Source organism: Kaistia sp. 32K (genome assembly GCF_016629525.1).
In the GTDB taxonomy this organism is placed as follows: domain Bacteria; phylum Pseudomonadota; class Alphaproteobacteria; order Rhizobiales; family Kaistiaceae; genus Kaistia.
Genome location: NZ_AP024269.1, coordinates 4,324,792 through 4,344,250 on the forward strand (window position 1 = coordinate 4,324,792; position 19,459 = coordinate 4,344,250).

Consider the following 19,459-nt stretch of genomic DNA (forward strand, 5'->3'; position numbering starts at 1 on the left):
CCCCCTCCCGAAAACGCGAAGGGCGTTTTTCGATCTCCCCTCAGGGGGAGGTTCAAGAAGGAAAGCGGATTCCACGTAAATCTGACGCTAGGGGCCAGACACTCAGCAAACCTCAAGCGCAGTGATCTCCCTCTCCCGCTTGCGGGAGAGGGTTGGGGTGAGGGCTTCCATGGGTCCGAACTCAGGAGGCGCAGGGCCGACGGGTCGATGCTCTCGATGAGCGGCCGTACCACCCTCCGTCGTCATCCCGGCGAAGGCCGGGATCCAGACACACAGGCCCGTGGCCGATAGGCTCAGCCAGGCTTTCCTGGTCGGTGTTTATGGGCCCCGGCCTCCGCCGGGGCGACGGTGCCCTTAGGCCTTGGACCGCATGGCGACCTTCGGTGTTTTGCAGAGGTCTCCTCAAGGAGAGGTGAGACCAAGGCATCCTTCGAGGCCCGCCCTGTCCCATAGACCACGGCCGCTACCGGCGGCGGGATCGCGCCCGCCGCCGGAAGACAGCCGTCAGTCGGCCAGTTCGAACAGGATGTCCTGCGCGCCTTCCCAGAGCGTCAGCTTGCCGAGCGCGACGATGTTCTCGAGGCCCTCGGTGATGGTCAGGAAGTGGTTGCCGGAAAGCTGGCCGACCTTGGACGAGAAGCAGACGCCGCCATAGGCGAGCAGGATCTCGGTCTCGCTGATGCCGCCGGGATAGACGATGACCTGGCCGGGCGCCGGATGGCTGGTGTTGTTCTCGAAGCCGAGACCGAGATCGAGATCACCGAGCGGGATCCAGCAGCCCTCGCCGCTCCAGCGCACATGGATGATCTTCTCGCGATAGGGCAGCAGCTTCTTGAAGACCGCGACGGTCTTCGGCGCCAGTTCCTCCTCCAGCTTGCCGTAGAAGGTGTACGGGCCGGCGGTGATCTTGATCTTCGTCATTCGGTTTCGACGTCCTTGGTTGGCTCTACAGGAGGCTGCAACGCGGCCGGATCACACGCAAGTGATCCCTCGCGCTTCCCGACGGGACGCGTCGGCCGGAACGTTTGCGCCGAAGCCCCGTTTTCTGGGCCCGTATCGCTTCACGAGGTCCGTCATGTCCCGTCTCCCGACCCTGATCATCGCAGCTTCCGCTGCAATCGTCATGTCCGCCTCGACGATCCCTTCCGCCAGCGCCGCGACCCGGACCGGAACCCTGGTCTGCACGGTGGCGCCCGGCATGGGCTTCCTGATCGGCTCCAGCAAGCGCCTCGACTGCCAGTTCAACGCGAGGAACGGCGGCAGGGAGCGCTATACCGGCCGCATCAGCAAGCTCGGCCTCGACGTCGGCATCACCACCGGCGGCCGCATCGCCTGGGCGGTGCTCGAGCCTTCGCGCCGGCATGGCGATCTCGGCGGCACCTATGCCGGCGCCACGGCGGAAGCGACGGCCGGCGTCGGTCTCGGCGCCAATGTGCTGGTCGGCGGCGGCAATGGCGGCATCTCGCTGCAACCGCTCTCGGTATCCGGCCAGACCGGCCTTGGCCTCGCCGCCGGCATCGGCTCGATCACGCTGACGCGCGTCGCCGGCACCTGAGGCGGTCCGGACTCGCAACGACAATAAAGGTTCCGTATCGTCGGAGCATTCGCCATGGCGAAGCCAGCGCGAAGCGAGTAGCGTTTGAGGATGCTCCCCGAACCCCCGGACCGAACCCATGCAATGCGAGCCGAGCCGCGACGGCCAGATCTTCGACATCGCCCCGGTGTCGTTATGGGAAGAAGACTATAGTGGCCTGAAAGCGTTGTTCGAGGACTGGCGCAATGCGGGCGTCGTCGATCTCGAACGCTTCCTGCGCGAGGACGTCACCCGCGTCACCGCCTGCTCGGCCGAGATCCGCGTGGTCCGGGTCAATCGCAAGACGCTGTCGCTGCTCGAGGCGGAAAGCTTCGATCACCTCACCACCAATCTCGGCCGGGTATTTCGCGACGACATGCTGCACGCCCATATCGAAGAGCTCGTCCAGCTCTGGAACGGCGACACCACCTTCACCAGCCTGACGGCGAACTACACGCTTTCCGGTCGCCGCCTCGACGTGCTGCTGAAGGGCACCATCGTCCCCGGCCACGAGGACGACTGGCAGCGCGTGCTGGTGGCGATCGAGGACGTGACGGAGCGCGAGACGGCGCGCCGCAAGCTCGTGCGCAGCGAGGAATATGCCCGCGGCCTTTTCCACCATTCGCCGGTGTCGCTGTGGGTCGAGGACTTCTCCAGCGTCAAGCGCCTGATCGACGAGATCCGCCTGAAGGGCATCGTCGACTTCCGCGTCTTCACCGACGTGCATCCGGAATTCGTGACCCGCTGCATGAGCGAGATCCGCGTCATCGACGTCAACCGCCACACGCTCCAGCTCTTCGCGGCGGCCGACAAGCCGACGCTGCTCCGGCATCTCGGCGACATCTTCCGCGATTCCATGAACCGGCATTTTCGCGAGCAGCTGATCGACCTCTGGGACGACAAGCTGTTCCAGCAGCGCGAGGTGGTGAATTACGCGCTCGACGGCAAGGAGCTGCATCTCCACCTGCAGTTCTCGGTGCTGCCCGGCCATGAGCACGACTGGTCGCTGGTGCAGGTGGCGCTGACCGACATCACCGCGCGCAAGGCGGCCGAGGCCTATCTCGAATTCCTCGGCCAGCACGACGTCCTGACCAAGCTCTACAACCGCTCCTTCTATGTCGACGAGCTGAACCGGCTGCGCCGCAACGGCCCGACGCCGGTTTCGATCATCATCATCGACCTGAACGGGCTGAAGGCCGCCAACGACCAGTGGGGCCACGCCGCCGGCGACGAGCTGCTCCGGCGCGTCGGCGAGGTTCTCGACAAGCTGCTCGCGCAGCCCTATCACGCCGCCCGCATCGGCGGCGACGAGTTCGCGGTGCTTCTGCCCGGCGCCGACGAGGCAGGCGCGGAACGGACGATCGAGGACATCCGTCGCCTCGTCGAGCTCAACAACCAGTTCTACACCGGGCTGACGCTGAGCCTCTCCATGGGCGCCGCCACGAGCGAACCGGGCGAATCGCTAGATGACGTGGTGAAGCGGGCCGATGCGCGGATGTACGAGGAGAAGCACCGCTTCTACGGCCTGTCGCCGCTGGAGCGGCGCCGCGCCGCCGCCTATTTCGACGCCGACGCCTGATTCCGGGCTCTTGCCGGCGGCAAACGCCGCTCCTGTGGACAGAACGTCGCGTCCAGCCCTTCCAATGCAGGGTTGCAATGATCCATGCTTATAGGATGCTGGTATGGACGCGGCGGTGCCACCGATGGACGGCGCGCTCGCGCGTCGCAGTGAATTCAAGGGAAGCAAGATGACCACACCTGGCCTCGACACCAAGGACGGCGAACTCGGCTATCAGGAGCGCGAGGCGGTCGCCGTCTTCGAGAGCGAAGCGGCCCTCAACGCAGCCGTCGACGCGCTGCTGCAATATGGCATCCAGCAGGCGGACCTGAGCGTCCTCGCCGCCTCCGAGACCCTGTCGGCGTCGAACCCGGCCAGCGCCGTCGAGGACAAGGCCGATGTGGCGCGCGCTGCCTATGTGACCCCGGATTCCCGCGTCGAGGGCGCAGCCGCCCTGACCGGCGGTCCGGCGCTCGTCACCGGCCTCGGCGCGGCGCTCGTCGCCGGCACGGTCGGCGCCGCCCTCATCCCGGCGCTGGCGCTGACGATCGGCGGCACACTCGCCACCGGTTCGGCCGGCTACGTGCTGTCGCGCGTCTTCGGCCGCAAGCATGCGGCGGCCGTGCACCAGCAGCTCGCCAATGGCGGCCTGCTGCTCTGGGTTCATGCGCCCGACGCGAAGGACGACGCCAAGATCCTCGAAATCCTGAAGGAGAATGGCGGCCGCGACGCGCACATCCACGTCGTGCATCGCAGCTGGGGCGCGGACGACGTGCCGTTCAGCGCGGACCAGCCGGATCCGCTGCTGAAGCTCTGAGTTTTTTGAGATAAGTCGCACGGCCGGCGTCGCCGGCCGTGCGAAATCTTCAGTCGTGATAGACGACCGAACGACCGCCATCCATAGTCAGCACCGAGCCGGTGCTGAAGGCGGATTCGTCGCTGGCGAGGAACAGCGCCGCATGCGCGACCTGTTCCGGCGTGCCGATGCGGCGGAGCGGGATCAGCCCCTCGACACGGGCCCGCGCCGCGGCGGGATCCGGGAATTCCGCCAGCCAATCTTTGACCTTGTCCGTCTCGATATAACCCGGCGCGACCGCGTTGATGCGGATGCCCTTCGGCGCATAGTCGACGGCGAGCGAGCGGGTGAGCCCGAGCAGGCCATGCTTCGCCACCGGATAGGGGAACGTTCCCGGAATGATGGCGAAGGCGTGGGTCGAGGCGATGTTGACGATCGACCCCTGCCCTGCCGCGAGCATGCCCGGCAGGACGGCGCGGATCATGTGCCAGGCGCCTTCGAGGTTGACGGCCATGCAGCGCCGCCATTCCTCGTCTTTGAGCTCCAGCGGATCGGCGAAGACGTTGATGCCGGCATTGTTGACCAGCACGTCGACGCGGCCATAGCGCGCGAGCACCACGGCGACGGCGGCCTCGACCGAGGCGCGTTCGCCGATATTGGCCTCCGCCGTGATGAGGGTCGCACCCTCCCCCGCCAGCTCCGCCGCGAAGGCGGCGAGCGCCTCCGCGTCGATGTCGAGAAGCCCGAGCGAGGCTCCCTCGGCCGCGAATTTGCGGGCGATCGCAGCACCAATGCCGCGCGCGGCACCGGTGACGATGGCGATCTTGCCTTCGAGGCGTCCGGCCATGATGAACCTACCAGTCGACGATGGTGCCGTCCGGCATGACGGCGTCGCGCGTCGGGAACGGCTCCTGCTTCCAGGGATGCTTGGCCGCCACAGTGAGATCGACCTCGACGCCGAGGCCCGGCGCTTGCGGGATCTGCCAGGCGCCGTCGACGCGCTCGATCGGCCCCTGCACCACCTCGAAATACCACGGCACCGCGCCGGTCATCTCTTCCTGGATGATGAAGTTCGGCGTGGCGATGTCGAAATGCAGCGCCGCGACGCCGGCGATCGGCCCGAGCGGATTATGCGGGGCAAGGCCGATGCCGGCCACTTCGGCCAGCGCCGCGATGCGCCGGGCTTCGCTGAAGCCGCCGCAATGGCAGAGATCCGGCTGCGCCACCGTCATCGTCCGCGCCTCGATATAGGGCGCGAATTCGGCAGCACTCGTCAGCCGCTCGCCATGGGCGATGGCGACCGGCGAGGCGTCGGCGATCACCTTCATCGAGGCGACGTCGCCCGGCGGGATCGGCTCCTCGGCGAACATCACGTTGAACGGCTCCAGCGCGCGCAGATAGGAGAGTGCTGCGCCGGCCGAGGCGCAGCGGCCGTGGAAATCGACCATCAGCTCGATCTCGGGACCGATCGCCTCGCGCAGCGCGCCCATGCTCTTGACGAAATCGTCGATCGCCGCCGGCGTCGCCGTGTAGTGGGTATAGGGCACGTTGACGACCTTCATCGCCTTGTAGCCCTGCTCCTTGACGGCGAGGCCGCGCTCGACCAGCGAGGAGGCGTCCATCGAATTGTAGACGGCGTCCATCTGGCCGAGGCCGAGATGGGTGTAGATCGGCACGCGGTCGCGCACCTTGCCGCCGAACAGGCGCCAGACCGGCACGCCGAGCGACTTGCCGAGAATGTCCCAGAGCGCCATCTCGATGCCCGACAGCGCCGTCATGCCGAGGACGCCGAGCGGCTGCCAGAAGCCGTGCTTCTTCATCGCCCTGACGGCGTATTCGATGTCGCGCGGGTCCAGGCCGAGCAGGATCGGCTCTAGGTCGGCGATCGCGCCGACGATGGCGCGCGCCTTCCATTCGAGCGTCGCCTCGCCCCAGCCATACAGGCCGGGCTGGTCGGTCAGGACGCGGACGAACACCCAGTTCCGCATCTCGGCATTGACGACATGCGTCTCGATCTTGGTGATCTTCATTCTGTCAGTTCCTAGCGCCGTCCGAGCGAGCGGGAGCGCAGATTGTCGAGCAGGACCGCCATCAGCAGGATCAGGCCGCGCACCACATACTGGTAGAAGGCCTGGATGTTGAGCAGGTTCATGACGTTCTCGGCGATGCCCATGATCAGCACGCCGACGATGACGCCGGTGATCGCCGCACGGCCGCCGGCGAGCGACACGCCGCCGAGCACGCAGGCCGAGATGACCGAGAGCTCGAGGCCGGTCGCCGCATTCGGCTGGCCCGAGGTGATACGCGAGGCGAGCAGGATGCCGGCGATGGCGCAGACGAGGCCCTGCAGCGTGAAGATCCAGATCCGCATCCAGTCGACATTGACGCCGGCAAGCCGCGAGGCCTCCGGGTTGCCGCCGATCGCCAGCGTGTTGCGGCCGAACACGGTGCGGTTCAGCACGAAGCCGAAGATGCAGAACAGGATGCCCATGACCCAGATCGGGGTGGGCACGCCGAGGAACTTCGACAAAGCGAGCTGGTAGAACGAGGCGTCGTTGATGCCGACGGCGCGGCCGTCCGACGAGATCAGCGCCAGGCCGCGCACGATCTGCATCGTGGCGAGCGTGGTGATCAGCGCGTTGATCTTCAGCTTGGCGATGACGACGCCGTTGACGAAGCCGACGAAGGTGCCGAAGCCGACCGCGATCAAGAGGCCGAGCGGGATCGAGCCGGTGGCGTTCGACGCCATGACCGCGACCATGCCGGTGAAGGCGACGATCGAGCCGACGGACAGGTCGAAATCGCGCGAGGCCAGGCAGAACATCATCGTGCAGGCGACGATGCCGATGGTCACCACCGACTGCAGCAGGCCGAGCATGTTGCGCTCGGTCAGGAAGTTCGGGACGGTCAGCGCCACCACGGCGAAGGCGATGGCGAAGATGACGACGAGGCCCTGCTCGCCAAGCAGGATTCGCTTCAGGGAACCGGTCATCATGAAACCTTCTTGATTGCTTCGGCGGCCGAGCGGTCCGGCAGCGCGGCGGCGAGAATGGTGCGTTCGTTGAAATCGGCGCGATCGAAGGTGGCGGCGATGCCGCCGCCGCACATGACGGCGATACGATCGGAGATGCCCATCACTTCCGGCAGCTCGCTCGACACCACGACGATGGCGAGGCCGCCTTCGGCCAGCGAATAGAGCAGGTCGTAGATCTCCGACTTGGCGCCGACGTCGATGCCGCGCGTCGGCTCGTCGACGATCAGCACGCGGACGTCGGTCTCGGCCAGCCAGCGGGCCAGGATGACCTTCTGCTGGTTGCCGCCCGAGAGATTGACAATGTCCTGCTTGCGCGACGGGGTGCGGATGCGAAGGCTCTTAATGAAGCCGTCCGCCATCGCCGCTTCCTTGCCGAGGTTCAGGATACCGAAGGGCGAGAAATGGCGGCGCGCCGAGATCGCGATGTTGTCCGAGACCGAGCGGCCCTGGACGATGCCGTCGAACTTGCGGTCCTCCGGACAGAGCACGAGGCCGGCGCGGATCGACTGGCGCGGATCGCTCGGCGCGACCGGCTTGCCGTCGATGGTGACGCGGCCCGCGTGGCGATGATCGGCGCCATAGACGAGGCGCATCAGCTCGCTGCGGCCGGCGCCGACCAGGCCGAAGAAGCCGAGGATCTCGCCCTTGCGCGCTTCGAAGGAGACCGGGCTCGGCAGCTTGGAGCCGGTGATGCCTTCGACCTTCAGGCGGACCTCGCCGATGGCGCGGTCACGCCAGCCCCAGATGTCGCTGATCTCGCGGCCGACCATCTCGGAGACGATCTGGTCGCGCGTCACGCCTTCCATGCTGGCGTGATGGGCGGCGAGCTTGCCGTCGCGCAGCACGGTGACGCCGTCGCAGAGGCGGAAGACCTCGTCGAGGCGGTGCGAGATGTAGAGAATGACCTTGCCCTGCTCGCGCAGCCGCTCGATCAGCTTGAACAGGATCTCGCTCTCGCGCGAGGAGAGCGACGAGGTCGGCTCGTCCAGCGCGATGACGCGGGCATCGAGCATCACCGCCTTGGCGATCTCGATCATCTGGCGTTCGCCGATGGAAAGCGCCGCGACCTTGGTGCGCGGGTCGACGTCGACGCCGATCTCCCTGAGCTTGCTGCCGACATCGGCGACGAGCTCGCGGAAGCTGATGACGCCCGCTCTGGCCGGGAAATGGCCGAGCCGCAGGTTTTCGGCGACGGTGAGCTCCGGAACCAGCTGCAGTTCCTGGTGCACGACGGTCACGCGCGCCGCGAAGGCGTCGCGGGTCGAATGGAAATGCTGGACGACGCCCTCGATGCGGATCTCGCCTTCATCGGCGCGGATATCGCCCGAGAGGATCTTGATCAGCGTCGACTTGCCGGCGCCATTTTCGCCCATCAGGCCGTGCACGCGGCCCTTGGCGACGCCGAAAGAGATGCCGGCCAGCGCCTTGACGCCCGGATAGCTCTTGGCGATTTGAGAGAATTCGAGAAAATCGGCCATGATCGTTTCGCCTCGCAAACAAGAACCGGCGGCGAGCACGATGCCCACCGCCGGAGATTTGAGGTCGAGCCGACTATTCGATGCCGAGGTCCTTGCGGACGGCTTCGTAGTTGTCGCGGAGCGCCAGCTGGCCGGCGGTCAGCGTCAGCGCCGGCGGCGCCTTGTCGTTGGCGATCCAGTCATACATGTTGATCGCCGTCTCGTAGCCGTGACGCTTCGGCGAGATGATGACGGTGCCGACGAAGCCGGTCGCATCAGCCTTCTTGAACTCGTTGATGGCCGAATCCGCGCCGCCGATGCCGATGCCGATGACGTTGGCGGCCGGGATGCCGACGCTCTCGGTAGCGCGCACGGCGCCGAGCACGGCTTCGTCGTTCAGGCCGAAGGCGACCCAGTTCTTGATGTTGGCATGCTTGTTGAGCACGACGGTGGCAGCGTTCAGGGCCGCTTCCGTGTCGGTCTTCGTCTGCGGGGCGTCGAAGATGTTCTCGGCCGGGAAGCCGGCAGCCTTCAGGGCCGTGATGGCGCCCTCGACGCGATCGACGGCGGTCGGCAGCTGGTCATAGGAGACGCGGATCGCGCCGACCGTCTTCGGGTCCCAGCCGCGCTTCTTGATCTCGGCGGCGATCGCCTCGCCGACGGCCTCGCCGATCTTGGTCGCCGAGATGCCCATGTGCGGCACGGACTCGATCGGCTTGCCATCGGCGTCGACCAGGCGGTCGTCGACGGTCATCAGCTTGAGCTCATTGGCGGCGGCCTTGGCGACGATGCCGGGGCCGAGCTTGACGTCCGGCGTGCAGACGATGAAGCCCTGCGCGCCCTGGGCGCCGAGATTGTCGATCGCCGACTGCAGCTTCTCGCCGTCCTCGGCGCCGATCTTGACCAGCGTGAAGCCCTTCTCCTTCGCCGCGACCTCGGCGAACTTCCACTCGTCCTGGAACCAGGGCTCTTCCGGCTGCTTGACGATGAAACCGATCTTGACGTCAGCCGCGTAGGCGGACGACAGGGCGATCATCACGGCAGCACCTGCCATGACGGCACTCTTCCAAAGGCGCATTGTCTCTCTCCCACGAGATAGTCCGACCCTCCGCTGTGAGGCGGGGTCCAGAATCCATATTTCGAATAATCATACCCGTCAACGCCTGTTGTATGATTATATAGAACGGCGATCCCGGCCCTTGATCCCGGCCCGACCGCGTGAGATTGGCAGATGCCGGCAACGTGCCGGCCCACCCGAATTGAGAGCGATGACCAGCCGAGCCACCCCGCAACCCCAGACGACGGCCCAGTCGGATCCGGGACTGGACATCGCCACGCTTGCGAAGCCGGCCGCCGCCAAGCCGGTGCGCCGGACCAAGCCGCGCGTCCAGAAGGAAATCATCGCGAGCCTCGCCCGGGCCATCGCCTCCGGCCTCTACGCGCCGGGCAGCAACCTGCCGCGCGAAAACGACCTCTGCGCCGAATTCGGCGTCAGCCGAACGGTTATTCGCGAGGCGCTGAAGGTGCTGGAATCGAAGGGGCTGGTGCGCGGGCGTCCGCGCGTGGGAACCGTGGTGCGCGACAAGGAGGAGTGGAACCTCCTCGATCCCGACATCGTCGAATGGATGGGCAGCGATTTTCTCGACGAGTCGATGCTGAAGGCGGTGCTCGAGGCGCGCCGGGCGATCGAGCCGGCGGCGGCCGAACTCGCGGCGAGCCGCGCCACGGCGCAGGAGATCGCCGATCTCGACCATGCCTGGCAGCGCATGGCGGCGGCCAAGGATTCCTACAGCTTCATCGAAGCCGACGTCGTCTTCCATACGGTGCTGCTGAAGGCGAGCCACAACCGGGTCTTCGCGCAGCTCTACGGGCTGATCCACGCCGCCCTGCATCGCGCCCTCGACGCCTCGGCGCGGGCGGTAGCGGATTACGAGAACGCCATCGTGGCGCATCACGCGCTCGTCGAGGCGCTCCGGATGCGCGACCGGGAGGGCGCCCGCAGGGCCGTCGGCGCCATCCTCGACTTGGCCGAGCACGACCTCCACATCTCGGCCGAGCCGGAATAGACCGGCGACGCCGCCGCCGGCCTTCTGGAGCATTTTCAAGCGAAGTGGATACCGGTTCGCGTCAAGAAAACGCGACCAAACAAATAGCTTGAGCGCTCAGGCCGTCAGAGCGGCCACGTTGTCGCGCGCATAGGCCTCGACGGAGCGCGGCGCAGAGCCGGTCAGCGTCTCGACATCGCCGGTGACGACAGCGGCCCAGCCCTCGCGCACCGGATAGAAGATCGCCGCCAGAAGGCGGGCATAGTCTTCCGCGACGCCCGCCCCGGCCACGAGCGAGACGAAGGCCTCGTCGTCGATCGCCTTGTAGGCGACGGGCTTGCCGAGCACGCCGGCGAGGATCCGCGTCGCGTCCGTGTAGTCGAGCCCCTCCGGCCCCGTCAGATTGAACGCCCGGCCGTCGAAGCGATCCGTCGTCAGCGCCGCCGCCGCGCTCGCGGCGACGTCGCGCACGTCGACGAAGCTGGTCTTGCCGTCGGCGGCCGGAACCGCGACCTGGCCATGATCGACGCCGGCCTTCCAATAGGTATGGAAATTGTCGGAAAACCAGTTCGGCCGCAGGATGACATAGGGAACGCCCGACTTCTCGATCGCGATCTCGACCTGGCGATAGGGAATGGCGTCGTCGGCCTCGGCGCCGAAGACGCTCTGGAACACGATCTTCACGCCGCGCGCGACGGCCGCCTCGACGACCGGCAGCAGCAGCTCCTTCGCCGCCACATGGCCGGCCGGCAGCAGGATATAGGCGCGGTCGACGCCGTCGAGCGCCGGGCCGAAGGTCGCGGGATCCGCATAGTCGAACACGACGCCCTCGGCGCCCTCCACCGGCCGGCCGGAGCGCGAGGCCGCCGTGACCGTCTCGCCCTTCGCCAGCAGCGCCTTCACCAGCGGCAGCCCGACATTGCCGGTCGCGCCCAGTACGAGGATCTTGCCCTCAGCCTTGCCCGTCATCTCGATTCTCCCAGTTTCATTTAGAAACCATGTTGCAATTGGATACATACTTGCCGGAGAGAGGGGGCAAAAGAGAGCACTTTCAGCTCACATGGTTCCCTCTAGGAAACCCGGAGGCAGGGCATAGAGATGGAAACGACAACGCTGCGACGCGTCTACGACGTCTATGAGGACCGCTGCCCGACCCGGCTCGTGCTCGACCGGATCGCCGACAAATGGGCGGTGCTGATCCTCGATCACCTGAACGGCGGCCCGATGCGGTTCAACCACATCCGCCGCGACATCAAGGGGATCTCGCAGAAGGTGCTGTCGCAGACGCTGAAGCGGCTGGAGCGCGACGGCCTCGTCTCGCGCACCGTCTTCGCGACCGTGCCGGTGACGGTCGAATATGCGCTGACGCCGCTCGGCCATACGCTGACCGAGACCGTCGCGGCGCTGACCCACTGGGCCGAGCGCAATATCGAGGCCGTGCTGACGGCCCAGAAATCCTACGACGCGGCGGCCGAGCTGCGCTGACCGCCGCGCCAGAGAGAACTCAATCCCAGGCGAGCGCGCCACCGTTCTGGTACTCGATCACGCGCGTCTCGAAGAAGTTCTTTTCCTTCTTCAGATCCATCGCCTCCGACATCCACGGGAACGGGTTCTCCGTCTCCGGGAACACGGCGGCGAGGCCGAGCTGGGCGCAGCGGCGGTTGGCGATGAAGTGCATGTAGCTCTCGCACAGCGCCGCGTTCAGGCCGAGGAAGCCGCGCGGCATCGTATCCCGGCCATAGGCCGCCTCGAGCTCGGCCGCCTCGCGGATCATCGAGCGCAGCTCGTCCTGGAACGACGCCGTCCAGAGATGCGGGTTCTCCGCCTTGATCTGGTTGATGACGTCGATGCCGAAGTTCAGGTGAATCGACTCGTCGCGCAGGATGTACTGGTACTGCTCGGCGATGCCGACCATCTTGTTGCGGCGGCCGAGCGACAGGATCTGCGCGAAGCCGGTGTAGAACCACATGCCTTCGAAGATGACGTAAAAGGCGACGAGATCGCGCAGGAAGGCCTGGTCGGTCTCGGGCGTGCCGGTCTTGAAGTCCGGGTCGTCGAGATGCTGGGTGTGCTTCAGCGCCCAGGCCGCCTTGTCGGTGATCGACGGCACTTCCCGGTACATGTTGAACAGCTCGCCCTCGTCCAGGCCGAGGCTTTCGACGATGTACTGGAAGGTGTGCGTGTGCACCGCCTCTTCGAACGCCTGGCGGAGCAGATACTGCCGGCATTCGGGATTGGTCAGGTGCCGGTAGATCGCCAGCACGATGTTGTTGGCGACGAGCGATTCCGAGGCCGCGAAGAAGCCGAGATTGCGCTTGATGGCGCGGCGCTCGTCCTCGGTCAGCCCGTCCTTCGACTTCCAGAGCGCGATGTCGGCCTGCATAGAGACCTCGGTCGGCATCCAGTGATTGTTGCAGCCGGCGAGGTACTTTTCCCAGGCCCAGCGATATTTGAGCGGCAGCAGCTGGTTCACGTCGGCGCGGCAATTGATCATAGCCTTGTCGTCGACGGAGACGCGGCCGCCGGCGCGGTCGATCGCGCCGAGGCCGGTAGCGTCGCCGGCGGAATTATCACCGCCGACAGGGACCTTCGGCGCGGCGGCGTTGGATTCGGACCAATCGAGCATGGTCAACTCCTTGAAATTCGGATGGCGTCTTCCAGAGGAAGCGACCAAGGGATTCTTCTTCACCTCTCCCATGGGGAGAGGTCGACGGCGAAGCCGGCGGGTGAGGGGTTGAGGCATCTCCGGAGGGGACGGATCCCCTCACCCGGCCCTACGGGCCGACCTCTCCCCATGGGAGAGGTGAAGCGCCCCCTCCCCAAAACCGCTTCGCGGTTTTGACCCTCCCTCAAGGGGAGGGTTCAGGGATGCAAGCGAGCCTCGCCTTACTGGCAGGCTTCGCAGTCGGGATCGTCGATCGAGCAAGCCTGGCCCCAGGCTTCGCCGATCGGGATCGCGATCGGCTGCGGGGCCGGCTTGATCGCTGCCGGGACGACGATCGGCGCGGCCGCCGGCGCCGTGGCGATGACAGCCGAAACGGCGTTGAGCTTGCCGTCGGTGCCCTTCAGCGTCGACTTCTCGACATGCGTCGCCGAGCGCGAGCGCAGGTAATAGGTCGTCTTCAGGCCGCGCTGCCAGGCGAGCCGGTAGAGCGTGTCGAGCTTCTTGCCCGAGGGATTGGCGATGTAGAGGTTGAGCGACTGCGCCTGGTCGATCCACTTCTGCCGCCGCGCCGCCGCCTCGATCAGCCAGGCGCTATCGATCTCGAAGGCGGTCGCATAGAGCGCCTTCAGATCGTCCGGGATGCGGTCGATCGGGCCGATGCTGCCGTCAAAATACTTCAGGTCGGAGACCATGACCTCGTCCCAGAGGCCGCGTGCCTTCAGATCGTGCACCAGCGCGGCGTTCACGACGGTGAAGTCGCCCGACATGTTCGATTTGACGTAGAGGTTCTGGTAGGCCGGCTCGATCGACTGCGCGACGCCGCAGATGTTGGAGATCGTCGCCGTCGGCGCAATTGCCATCGTATTCGAGTTGCGCATGCCGACCGTCTTCACCCGCTCGCGCAGGCCTTCCCAGTCGAGCACGGTCGAGCGGTCGAGATCGAGGCCGCCACGCGCCTCGGCCAGCAATTCCACCGAGTCGATCGGCAGAATGCCCTGCGACCACAGCGAACCGTCGAAGCTCGGATAGCGGCCGCGCTCGGCGGCGAGGTCGGTCGAGGCCGAGATGGCGTGGAAGGAGATCGCCTCCATGCTCTCGTCGGCGAAGCGGACGGCGGCTTCCGAGGCATAAGGAATGCGCAGCGCCTGCAGCGCGTCCTGGAAGCCCATCAGGCCGAGACCCACCGGACGGTGACGCAGGTTGGAGCGGCGCGCCTCGGGGATCGTGTAGAAATTGATGTCGATGACGTTGTCGAGCATCCGCATCGCCGTCTGCACGGTGCGCGCCAGGCGGTCGAGATCGAGCCCTTCCGCGTCGACATGATGGGCGAGGTTGATCGAGCCGAGATTGCAGACCGCGACCTCGTCATTCGAGGTGTTGAGCGTGATCTCGGTGCAGAGATTGGACGAATGCACGACGCCGGCATGGCGCTGCGGCGAGCGGATGTTGCAGGGGTCCTTGAAGGTGATCCACGGATGCCCGGTCTCGAACAGCATGGTCAGCATGCGGCGCCAGAGATCGGTGGCGCGGACCTGGCGCGACACGCGCAGTTCGCCACGCGCGGCGCGCGCCTCATAGGCCTCGTAGGCCGTCTGGAACTCCGGGCCGTAGAGATCGTGCAGATCCGGCACCTCGTCCGGCGAGAACAGCGTCCAGACGCCATCCTCGGCGACGCGCTGCATGAACAGGTCCGGCACCCAGTTGGCCGTATTCATGTCATGCGTGCGGCGGCGGTCGTCGCCCGTGTTCTTGCGGAGATCGAGGAACTCCTCGATGTCGACATGCCAGGTCTCGAGATAGGCGCAGACGGCGCCCTTGCGCTTGCCGCCCTGGTTGACGGCGATCGCCGTGTCGTTCGCCACCTTCAGGAACGGCACGACGCCCTGGCTCTCGCCATTCGTGCCCTTGATGTGGGCGCCGAGACCGCGGACGCGCGTCCAGTCATTGCCGAGGCCGCCGGAATATTTCGCCAGCAGCGCGTTGTCCTTCACCGACTTGAAGATGCCGTCGAGATCGTCCGGCACCGTGGTCAGGAAGCAGGAGGAGAGCTGGGCGCGCAGCGTGCCGGAATTGAACAGGGTCGGCGTCGACGCCATGAAGTCGAAGGACGAGAGCAGGTCGTAGAACTCGATCGCCCGGGTCTCGCGGTCGATCTCGCGCAGCGCCAGGCCCATGGCGACGCGCATGAAGAAGGCCTGCGGCAGCTCGATGCGGGTGCCGCCGGTCTGCAGGAAATAGCGGTCGTACAGGGTCTGCAAGCCGAGGAACTGGAAGTTCAGGTCCCGCTCCGGCTTCAGCGCCGCGGCGAGCCGGGCGAGGTCGTAGCGGCCGAGTTCGGGATCGACCAGCTCATGCTCGATGCCGGCGCGGACGAAGGCCGGGAAATACTCGGCATAGCGCGTCGCCATCTCGCTTTGGGTCGACTGGATCGCCGCGCCATGCACGAAGGAGAGCGCTTCGGCGCGCAGCATGTCGAGCAGCAGGCGGGCGCTGACGAAGGCGTAGTTGGGCTCGCTCTCGACCAGCGTGCGCGCCGCCATGACGGGAGCGAGCGACAATTCGGCCGGCGAGATGCCGTCATAGAGATTGCGGCGCGTCTCGGCGAGGATCGCGCTCGCGTCGACATCGGCGAGTCCGGCGCAGGCTTCGTCGATGACGAGCTTCAGGCGCGCCTCGTCGAGCGGGCGCAGGACGCCGTCGGCGCCGCGCACCTGAAGGGCGGCCTGCGCGACGGGGGCGGCCGGAACGGTCGCCTCGGCGGCGGCGCGGCGGGCGCGGGCGCGCTCCTCGCGATAGAGGACATAGGCGCGGGCGATTTTGTGGTGCTCGCCGCGCATCAGCGCCAGCTCGACCTGGTCCTGCACGTCCTCGATGTGCAGCACGCGATCGGCGCCGGCGCGCCGGGTCAGCGCCGCGACGATCTGGTCGGTCAGGTCGCTGACGATCTCGTGCACGCGGCGCGACGCGGCGGCGCTGTTGCCCTCGACGGCGAGAAACGCCTTGGTCAGCGCGACGGTGATCTTGGCGGCGTCGAAATCGGACAGCGAGCCGTTGCGGCGGATGACATGGAAGGCCGGCGCGGCGGCCTTGGCCGTCTTCGGCGCAGCGGCCGTCTTGGGCGCGGGGCTACCATTGGCCGGAGCGGCCGGCGCGCTGCGATCGGAATCGAGAACAAGAGACATCGGCTTCAGCCCAAATGTTGGGAGCAAAGGCCGAGCGGAAGCGAACAGGACGAACGGCCCCGGAAAAGGGCCGCACACGATCCAGCGCTCCACCGGGACACCCCGCCCGAGGACGTTTCAATGCTGTCGGGGCAGGTTTCCTGGCTCACGGGTCGTCGCTCCGTCCACCTTCCCGGCACCTCTCGGCCCCAGTGGTCTCTCCGGACGGAAACTCGCCGCTTACAGTTGCGGGGGCAGCTCCGGTTACGCCGCGAAACGACGCCCCGGATTCCCTCTTAGCCCCAAGCCATACGACTCAAGGCACCTCGACACGCAGATGTAGACGCTTTCGCGCCTCCACCGTCAACATATAGTTATTGTTGACAGGGATTGCGAATCGGCGCCCGCCGCGAATTCCAAAGCGACGCGGCCAAATCGCAACTGTGGAAATTCCGCGCGACCGTCTCAGCCGGTGCTCGCATACATGCCGGTGGTGCGGAACTCGGTCGGGCTGGTGCCGAAGAAGCGGCGGTACACCTTGGCGAAATAATTGGGATCGTCGAAGCCCGCCAGCACGGCCACCGCCTTGATCGAGAGCTCCGGTTGCCCGGCGAGCAGCCGCGCCGCGCGGCGCATCCGCTCCTGCAGCACGAACTCGGCCGGCGGCATGCCCTCGCTCGCCGTGAACAGGCGCGAGAAATGCGCCCGGCTCAGCCCGGAGATCTCGGCCAGCTGCTGCACCGGGAGCGGCCGGTCGAGATTGGCGAGGATGTGGTCGACGACGCGCTGGATGGCGCCGCCATCGACCCGCGAATCGCCATGCGGCCCGAACACGTCGTCGTAGAGCGCCATCGCCGCCTCATAGGCGATGGCCGAGGCCGCGCCCGGCGTCTCGCCGCCGTCGATCAGGCGCAAACTGCAATCGGCGAGATGCTCGATGGTCTCCGGACGCAGCCGGAGCACCGGCCCGGTCGCGGAGAGGATCGAGCGATGGATGCGGAGCGCCTCCTGCCCGTTCATCGAGATCCAGAAGAACTCCCAGCGGTCGCCGGCCTCGACCGAGTAGCGATGGCTGTGCGGCACCAGGACGAGCATGGTCTCGCCCGCCGTCAGCCGGTAGTCGCGTCGCTCGTAGCGCAGCCGGCCGACGCCGGAAACTGTGTGCTGCAGCACCGTGAACGGCGTCTGGCCGCGCTTGCGGCCGTCCCAGACATAGCTCTGATCGGTGCGGATCTCGTAGCCCGTGCTGGTCGGCATGGTGTGCAGGCGATGGCGGCCGCGCGGCAGCGAGACGGTGCGCATGACCGGCGCTCTCGCGGCCAGTTTGCCGAGCACAGAATTACCCATGAAAGCACAAATTCTCTCTGGAACGCCGTGAATCCTCGCGCATACTAGCCTCGCGCAGAGCGAATAAGCGATCGAAAAAGAGCAGCCGGATGAGCCAATACCACCCAAAGCTGCCGTTTCCAGTCCGGAATCGAGGAATTGCCCCGATGCGGCATACCCGTCCGGAACGCGCCAGGACCCGCGCCGCCAGCGCGACGACCGCCCCCGAGGAACCCCGCAAACGCCATGTCTAGTTTCAAGATTGCCATCATCGGCGCCGGCAGCGTCGGCTTCACCAAGAAGCTGGTCTCCGACATTCTCTCCGTGCCGGAACTGCGCGAGGTCGAATTCGCGCTGACCGACATCAGCGAGCACAATCTCGCCATGGTGCGGCAGATCCTCGATCGCGTGGTCGAGGCCAACAAGCTGCCGACGAAGATCACCGCGACGACGAACCGGCGCGAGGCGCTGGCCGGTGCGCGCTACGTCATCAGCTGCGTCCGCGTCGGCGGCCTCGAGGCCTATGCCGACGACATCCGCATCCCGCTGAAATACGGCGTCGACCAGTGCGTCGGCGACACGATCTGCGCCGGCGGCATCCTCTACGGCCAGCGTAACATCCCGGTCATCCTGGATTTCTGCAAGGACATCCGCGAAGTCGCAGAGCCCGGCGCCCGCTTCCTGAACTATGCCAACCCGATGGCGATGAACACCTGGGCGGCGACCGAATACGGCAAGGTCGACACGATCGGTCTCTGCCACGGCGTGCAGCATGGCGGCGAGCAGATCGCCGACGTGCTCGGCGCCACCGACGAGAGCGAGCTCGAGTTCATCTGCTCGGGCATCAACCACCAGACCTGGTTCGTCGACATCCGTTTCCGCGGCCGCAAGATCGGCAAGGACGAGCTGATCGCCGCCTTCGAGCGCCATCCCGTCTATTCGCAGCAGGAAAAGGTCCGCATCGACGTCCTGAAGCGCTTCGGCTTCTATTCGACCGAGAGCAACGGCCATCTCTCCGAGTACCTGCCCTGGTACCGGAAGCGTCCGGACGAGATCAACCGCTGGATCGACATGTCGAACTGGATCCACGGCGAGACCGGCGGCTATCTCCGCCATTCGACCGAGACCCGCAACTGGTTCGAGACCGATTTCCCGAAATTCCTGGAAGACGCCGGCAAGACGCTCGATCCGAAGAAGCGCTCGAACGAGCACGCCAGCCACATCATCGAGGCGCTGGAGACCGGACGCGTCTATCGCGGCCATTTCAACGTTAGAAACCGCGGCATCATCGCCAATCTGCCGGAGGACGCGATCATCGAGTCGACCGGCTTCGTCGACCGCTTCGGCCTCAACATGGCAGCCGGCATTAAGCTGCCGGAAGCCTGCGCCGCCACCTGCGTGTCGTCGATCAACGTCCAGCGCATGGCCGTGCACGCCGCCGTCAGCGGCGATGTCGAGCTCCTGAAGCTCGCCGTGCTGCACGACCCGCTGGTCGGCGCCATCTGCTCGCCCGAGGAAGTCTGGCAGATGGTCGACGAGATGCTGGTCGCCCAGGCGCGCTGGCTGCCGCAATACGCCCACGCCATCGACGGCGCCAAGGAGCGGCTCGCCCACAAGACGGTCGCCACCCGCGACTGGCAGGGCGCGGCGCGGCGCGAGGTTCGCGGCATCGAGACGGTGCGCGCCGAACGGGCGATGGAAAACGCGGCCGGCTAGCCCCGGCCCTCAAGGAACGATCCGGCCGGCGGGAGGAGCCACCGGCCGGATCGCAATGCGCCATGGCGCCCGGGAGAAACACGAGGACGGGCGGCTCAGCGAAACGAGAACGACAGGGTGCGGCGCCT

At 66.5% G+C, this 19,459-nt stretch carries 16 protein-coding genes and 1 riboswitch; of the genes, 6 read left to right on the forward strand and 10 right to left on the reverse strand.

Annotated features, from left to right (window positions below; genetic code table 11):
- Window positions 1-504 precede the first annotated feature (504 nt).
- Window positions 505-921 carry a DUF3830 family protein gene (locus tag K32_RS20025; RefSeq protein ID WP_201401197.1) on the reverse strand — a complete coding sequence of 139 codons (417 nt, stop codon included), beginning with the start codon at window positions 919-921 and terminating at the stop codon, window positions 505-507.
- A gap of 154 nt (window positions 922-1,075) precedes the next feature.
- Between K32_RS20025 and K32_RS20030 the strand changes: the two genes are divergently transcribed.
- From K32_RS20030 to K32_RS20040, 3 genes are all read left to right on the forward strand, one after another.
- Window positions 1,076-1,555, forward strand: a complete 480-nt coding sequence (locus K32_RS20030) for a DUF992 domain-containing protein (RefSeq protein WP_201401198.1) — start codon at window positions 1,076-1,078, stop codon at window positions 1,553-1,555.
- A 118-nt stretch (window positions 1,556-1,673) separates the two neighbouring features.
- Window positions 1,674-3,152 carry a sensor domain-containing diguanylate cyclase gene (locus K32_RS20035; protein WP_201401199.1) on the forward strand — a complete coding sequence of 493 codons (1,479 nt, stop codon included), beginning with the start codon at window positions 1,674-1,676 and terminating at the stop codon, window positions 3,150-3,152.
- A 169-nt stretch (window positions 3,153-3,321) separates the two neighbouring features.
- Window positions 3,322-3,948: a hypothetical protein gene (locus tag K32_RS20040; protein ID WP_201401200.1), complete on the forward strand. Its 627-nt coding sequence runs from the start codon at window positions 3,322-3,324 to the stop codon at window positions 3,946-3,948.
- Window positions 3,949-3,997: 49 nt separating this feature from the next.
- Here the strand turns inward: K32_RS20040 and K32_RS20045 are convergent, their stop codons facing one another.
- From K32_RS20045 to K32_RS20065, 5 genes are all read right to left on the reverse strand, one after another.
- Window positions 3,998-4,774 (reverse strand): SDR family oxidoreductase, encoded by a 777-nt coding sequence (locus K32_RS20045; protein WP_201401201.1) that lies wholly within the window; start codon window positions 4,772-4,774, stop codon window positions 3,998-4,000.
- A 7-nt stretch (window positions 4,775-4,781) separates the two neighbouring features.
- The gene (locus K32_RS20050) at window positions 4,782-5,957 is read right to left on the reverse strand and encodes an enolase C-terminal domain-like protein (protein ID WP_201401202.1); all 1,176 of its coding nucleotides are present in this window, start codon (window positions 5,955-5,957) and stop codon (window positions 4,782-4,784) included.
- A gap of 11 nt (window positions 5,958-5,968) precedes the next feature.
- Window positions 5,969-6,919 (reverse strand): L-arabinose ABC transporter permease AraH, encoded by a 951-nt coding sequence (araH, locus tag K32_RS20055; protein WP_201404584.1) that lies wholly within the window; start codon window positions 6,917-6,919, stop codon window positions 5,969-5,971.
- The gene (gene araG, locus K32_RS20060) at window positions 6,919-8,439 is read right to left on the reverse strand and encodes an L-arabinose ABC transporter ATP-binding protein AraG (RefSeq protein WP_201401203.1); all 1,521 of its coding nucleotides are present in this window, start codon (window positions 8,437-8,439) and stop codon (window positions 6,919-6,921) included. The genes araH and araG overlap by 1 nt, the downstream gene beginning before the upstream one ends.
- A 73-nt stretch (window positions 8,440-8,512) precedes the next feature.
- Entirely contained in the window at window positions 8,513-9,496 is a 984-nt protein-coding gene (locus K32_RS20065) for an arabinose ABC transporter substrate-binding protein (protein WP_201401204.1), read from the reverse strand.
- Window positions 9,497-9,746: 250 nt separating this feature from the next.
- Between K32_RS20065 and K32_RS20070 the strand changes: the two genes are divergently transcribed.
- Window positions 9,747-10,484 carry a FadR/GntR family transcriptional regulator gene (locus K32_RS20070; protein ID WP_371813048.1) on the forward strand — a complete coding sequence of 246 codons (738 nt, stop codon included), beginning with the start codon at window positions 9,747-9,749 and terminating at the stop codon, window positions 10,482-10,484.
- A gap of 96 nt (window positions 10,485-10,580) precedes the next feature.
- On the opposite strand, the gene K32_RS20075 is transcribed toward K32_RS20070, so the two are convergent.
- On the reverse strand, window positions 10,581-11,432 hold the full coding sequence (locus K32_RS20075; protein WP_244669638.1) for an SDR family oxidoreductase: 852 nt from the start codon (window positions 11,430-11,432) through the stop codon (window positions 10,581-10,583).
- 129 nt (window positions 11,433-11,561) lie between these two features.
- Here K32_RS20075 and K32_RS20080 point away from each other — a divergent pair, with 129 nt between their 5' ends.
- A complete protein-coding gene (locus K32_RS20080; protein ID WP_201401207.1) occupies window positions 11,562-11,948 on the forward strand; it encodes a helix-turn-helix domain-containing protein in 387 nt (128 codons plus the stop codon).
- 19 nt (window positions 11,949-11,967) lie between these two features.
- Here the strand turns inward: K32_RS20080 and K32_RS20085 are convergent, their stop codons facing one another.
- The 3 genes from K32_RS20085 to K32_RS20095 all read right to left on the reverse strand — a co-directional run bounded on the left by K32_RS20085 (window position 11,968) and on the right by K32_RS20095 (window position 17,636).
- Entirely contained in the window at window positions 11,968-13,089 is a 1,122-nt protein-coding gene (locus tag K32_RS20085) for a ribonucleotide-diphosphate reductase subunit beta (RefSeq protein ID WP_201401208.1), read from the reverse strand.
- A 260-nt stretch (window positions 13,090-13,349) separates the two neighbouring features.
- Entirely contained in the window at window positions 13,350-16,310 is a 2,961-nt protein-coding gene (locus K32_RS20090) for a ribonucleoside-diphosphate reductase subunit alpha (RefSeq protein ID WP_201401209.1), read from the reverse strand.
- Between the two features lie 112 nt (window positions 16,311-16,422).
- Window positions 16,423-16,633, reverse strand: a riboswitch (cobalamin riboswitch).
- Between the two features lie 121 nt (window positions 16,634-16,754).
- Window positions 16,755-17,636, reverse strand: coding sequence for an AraC family transcriptional regulator (locus K32_RS20095; protein WP_201401210.1), 882 nt, complete (start codon window positions 17,634-17,636; stop codon window positions 16,755-16,757).
- A gap of 225 nt (window positions 17,637-17,861) precedes the next feature.
- On the opposite strand from K32_RS20095, the gene K32_RS20100 reads away from it, so the two are divergent.
- The gene (locus K32_RS20100) at window positions 17,862-19,331 is read left to right on the forward strand and encodes an alpha-glucosidase/alpha-galactosidase (RefSeq protein WP_201401211.1); all 1,470 of its coding nucleotides are present in this window, start codon (window positions 17,862-17,864) and stop codon (window positions 19,329-19,331) included.
- The last annotated feature ends 128 nt before the right edge of the window (window positions 19,332-19,459 follow it).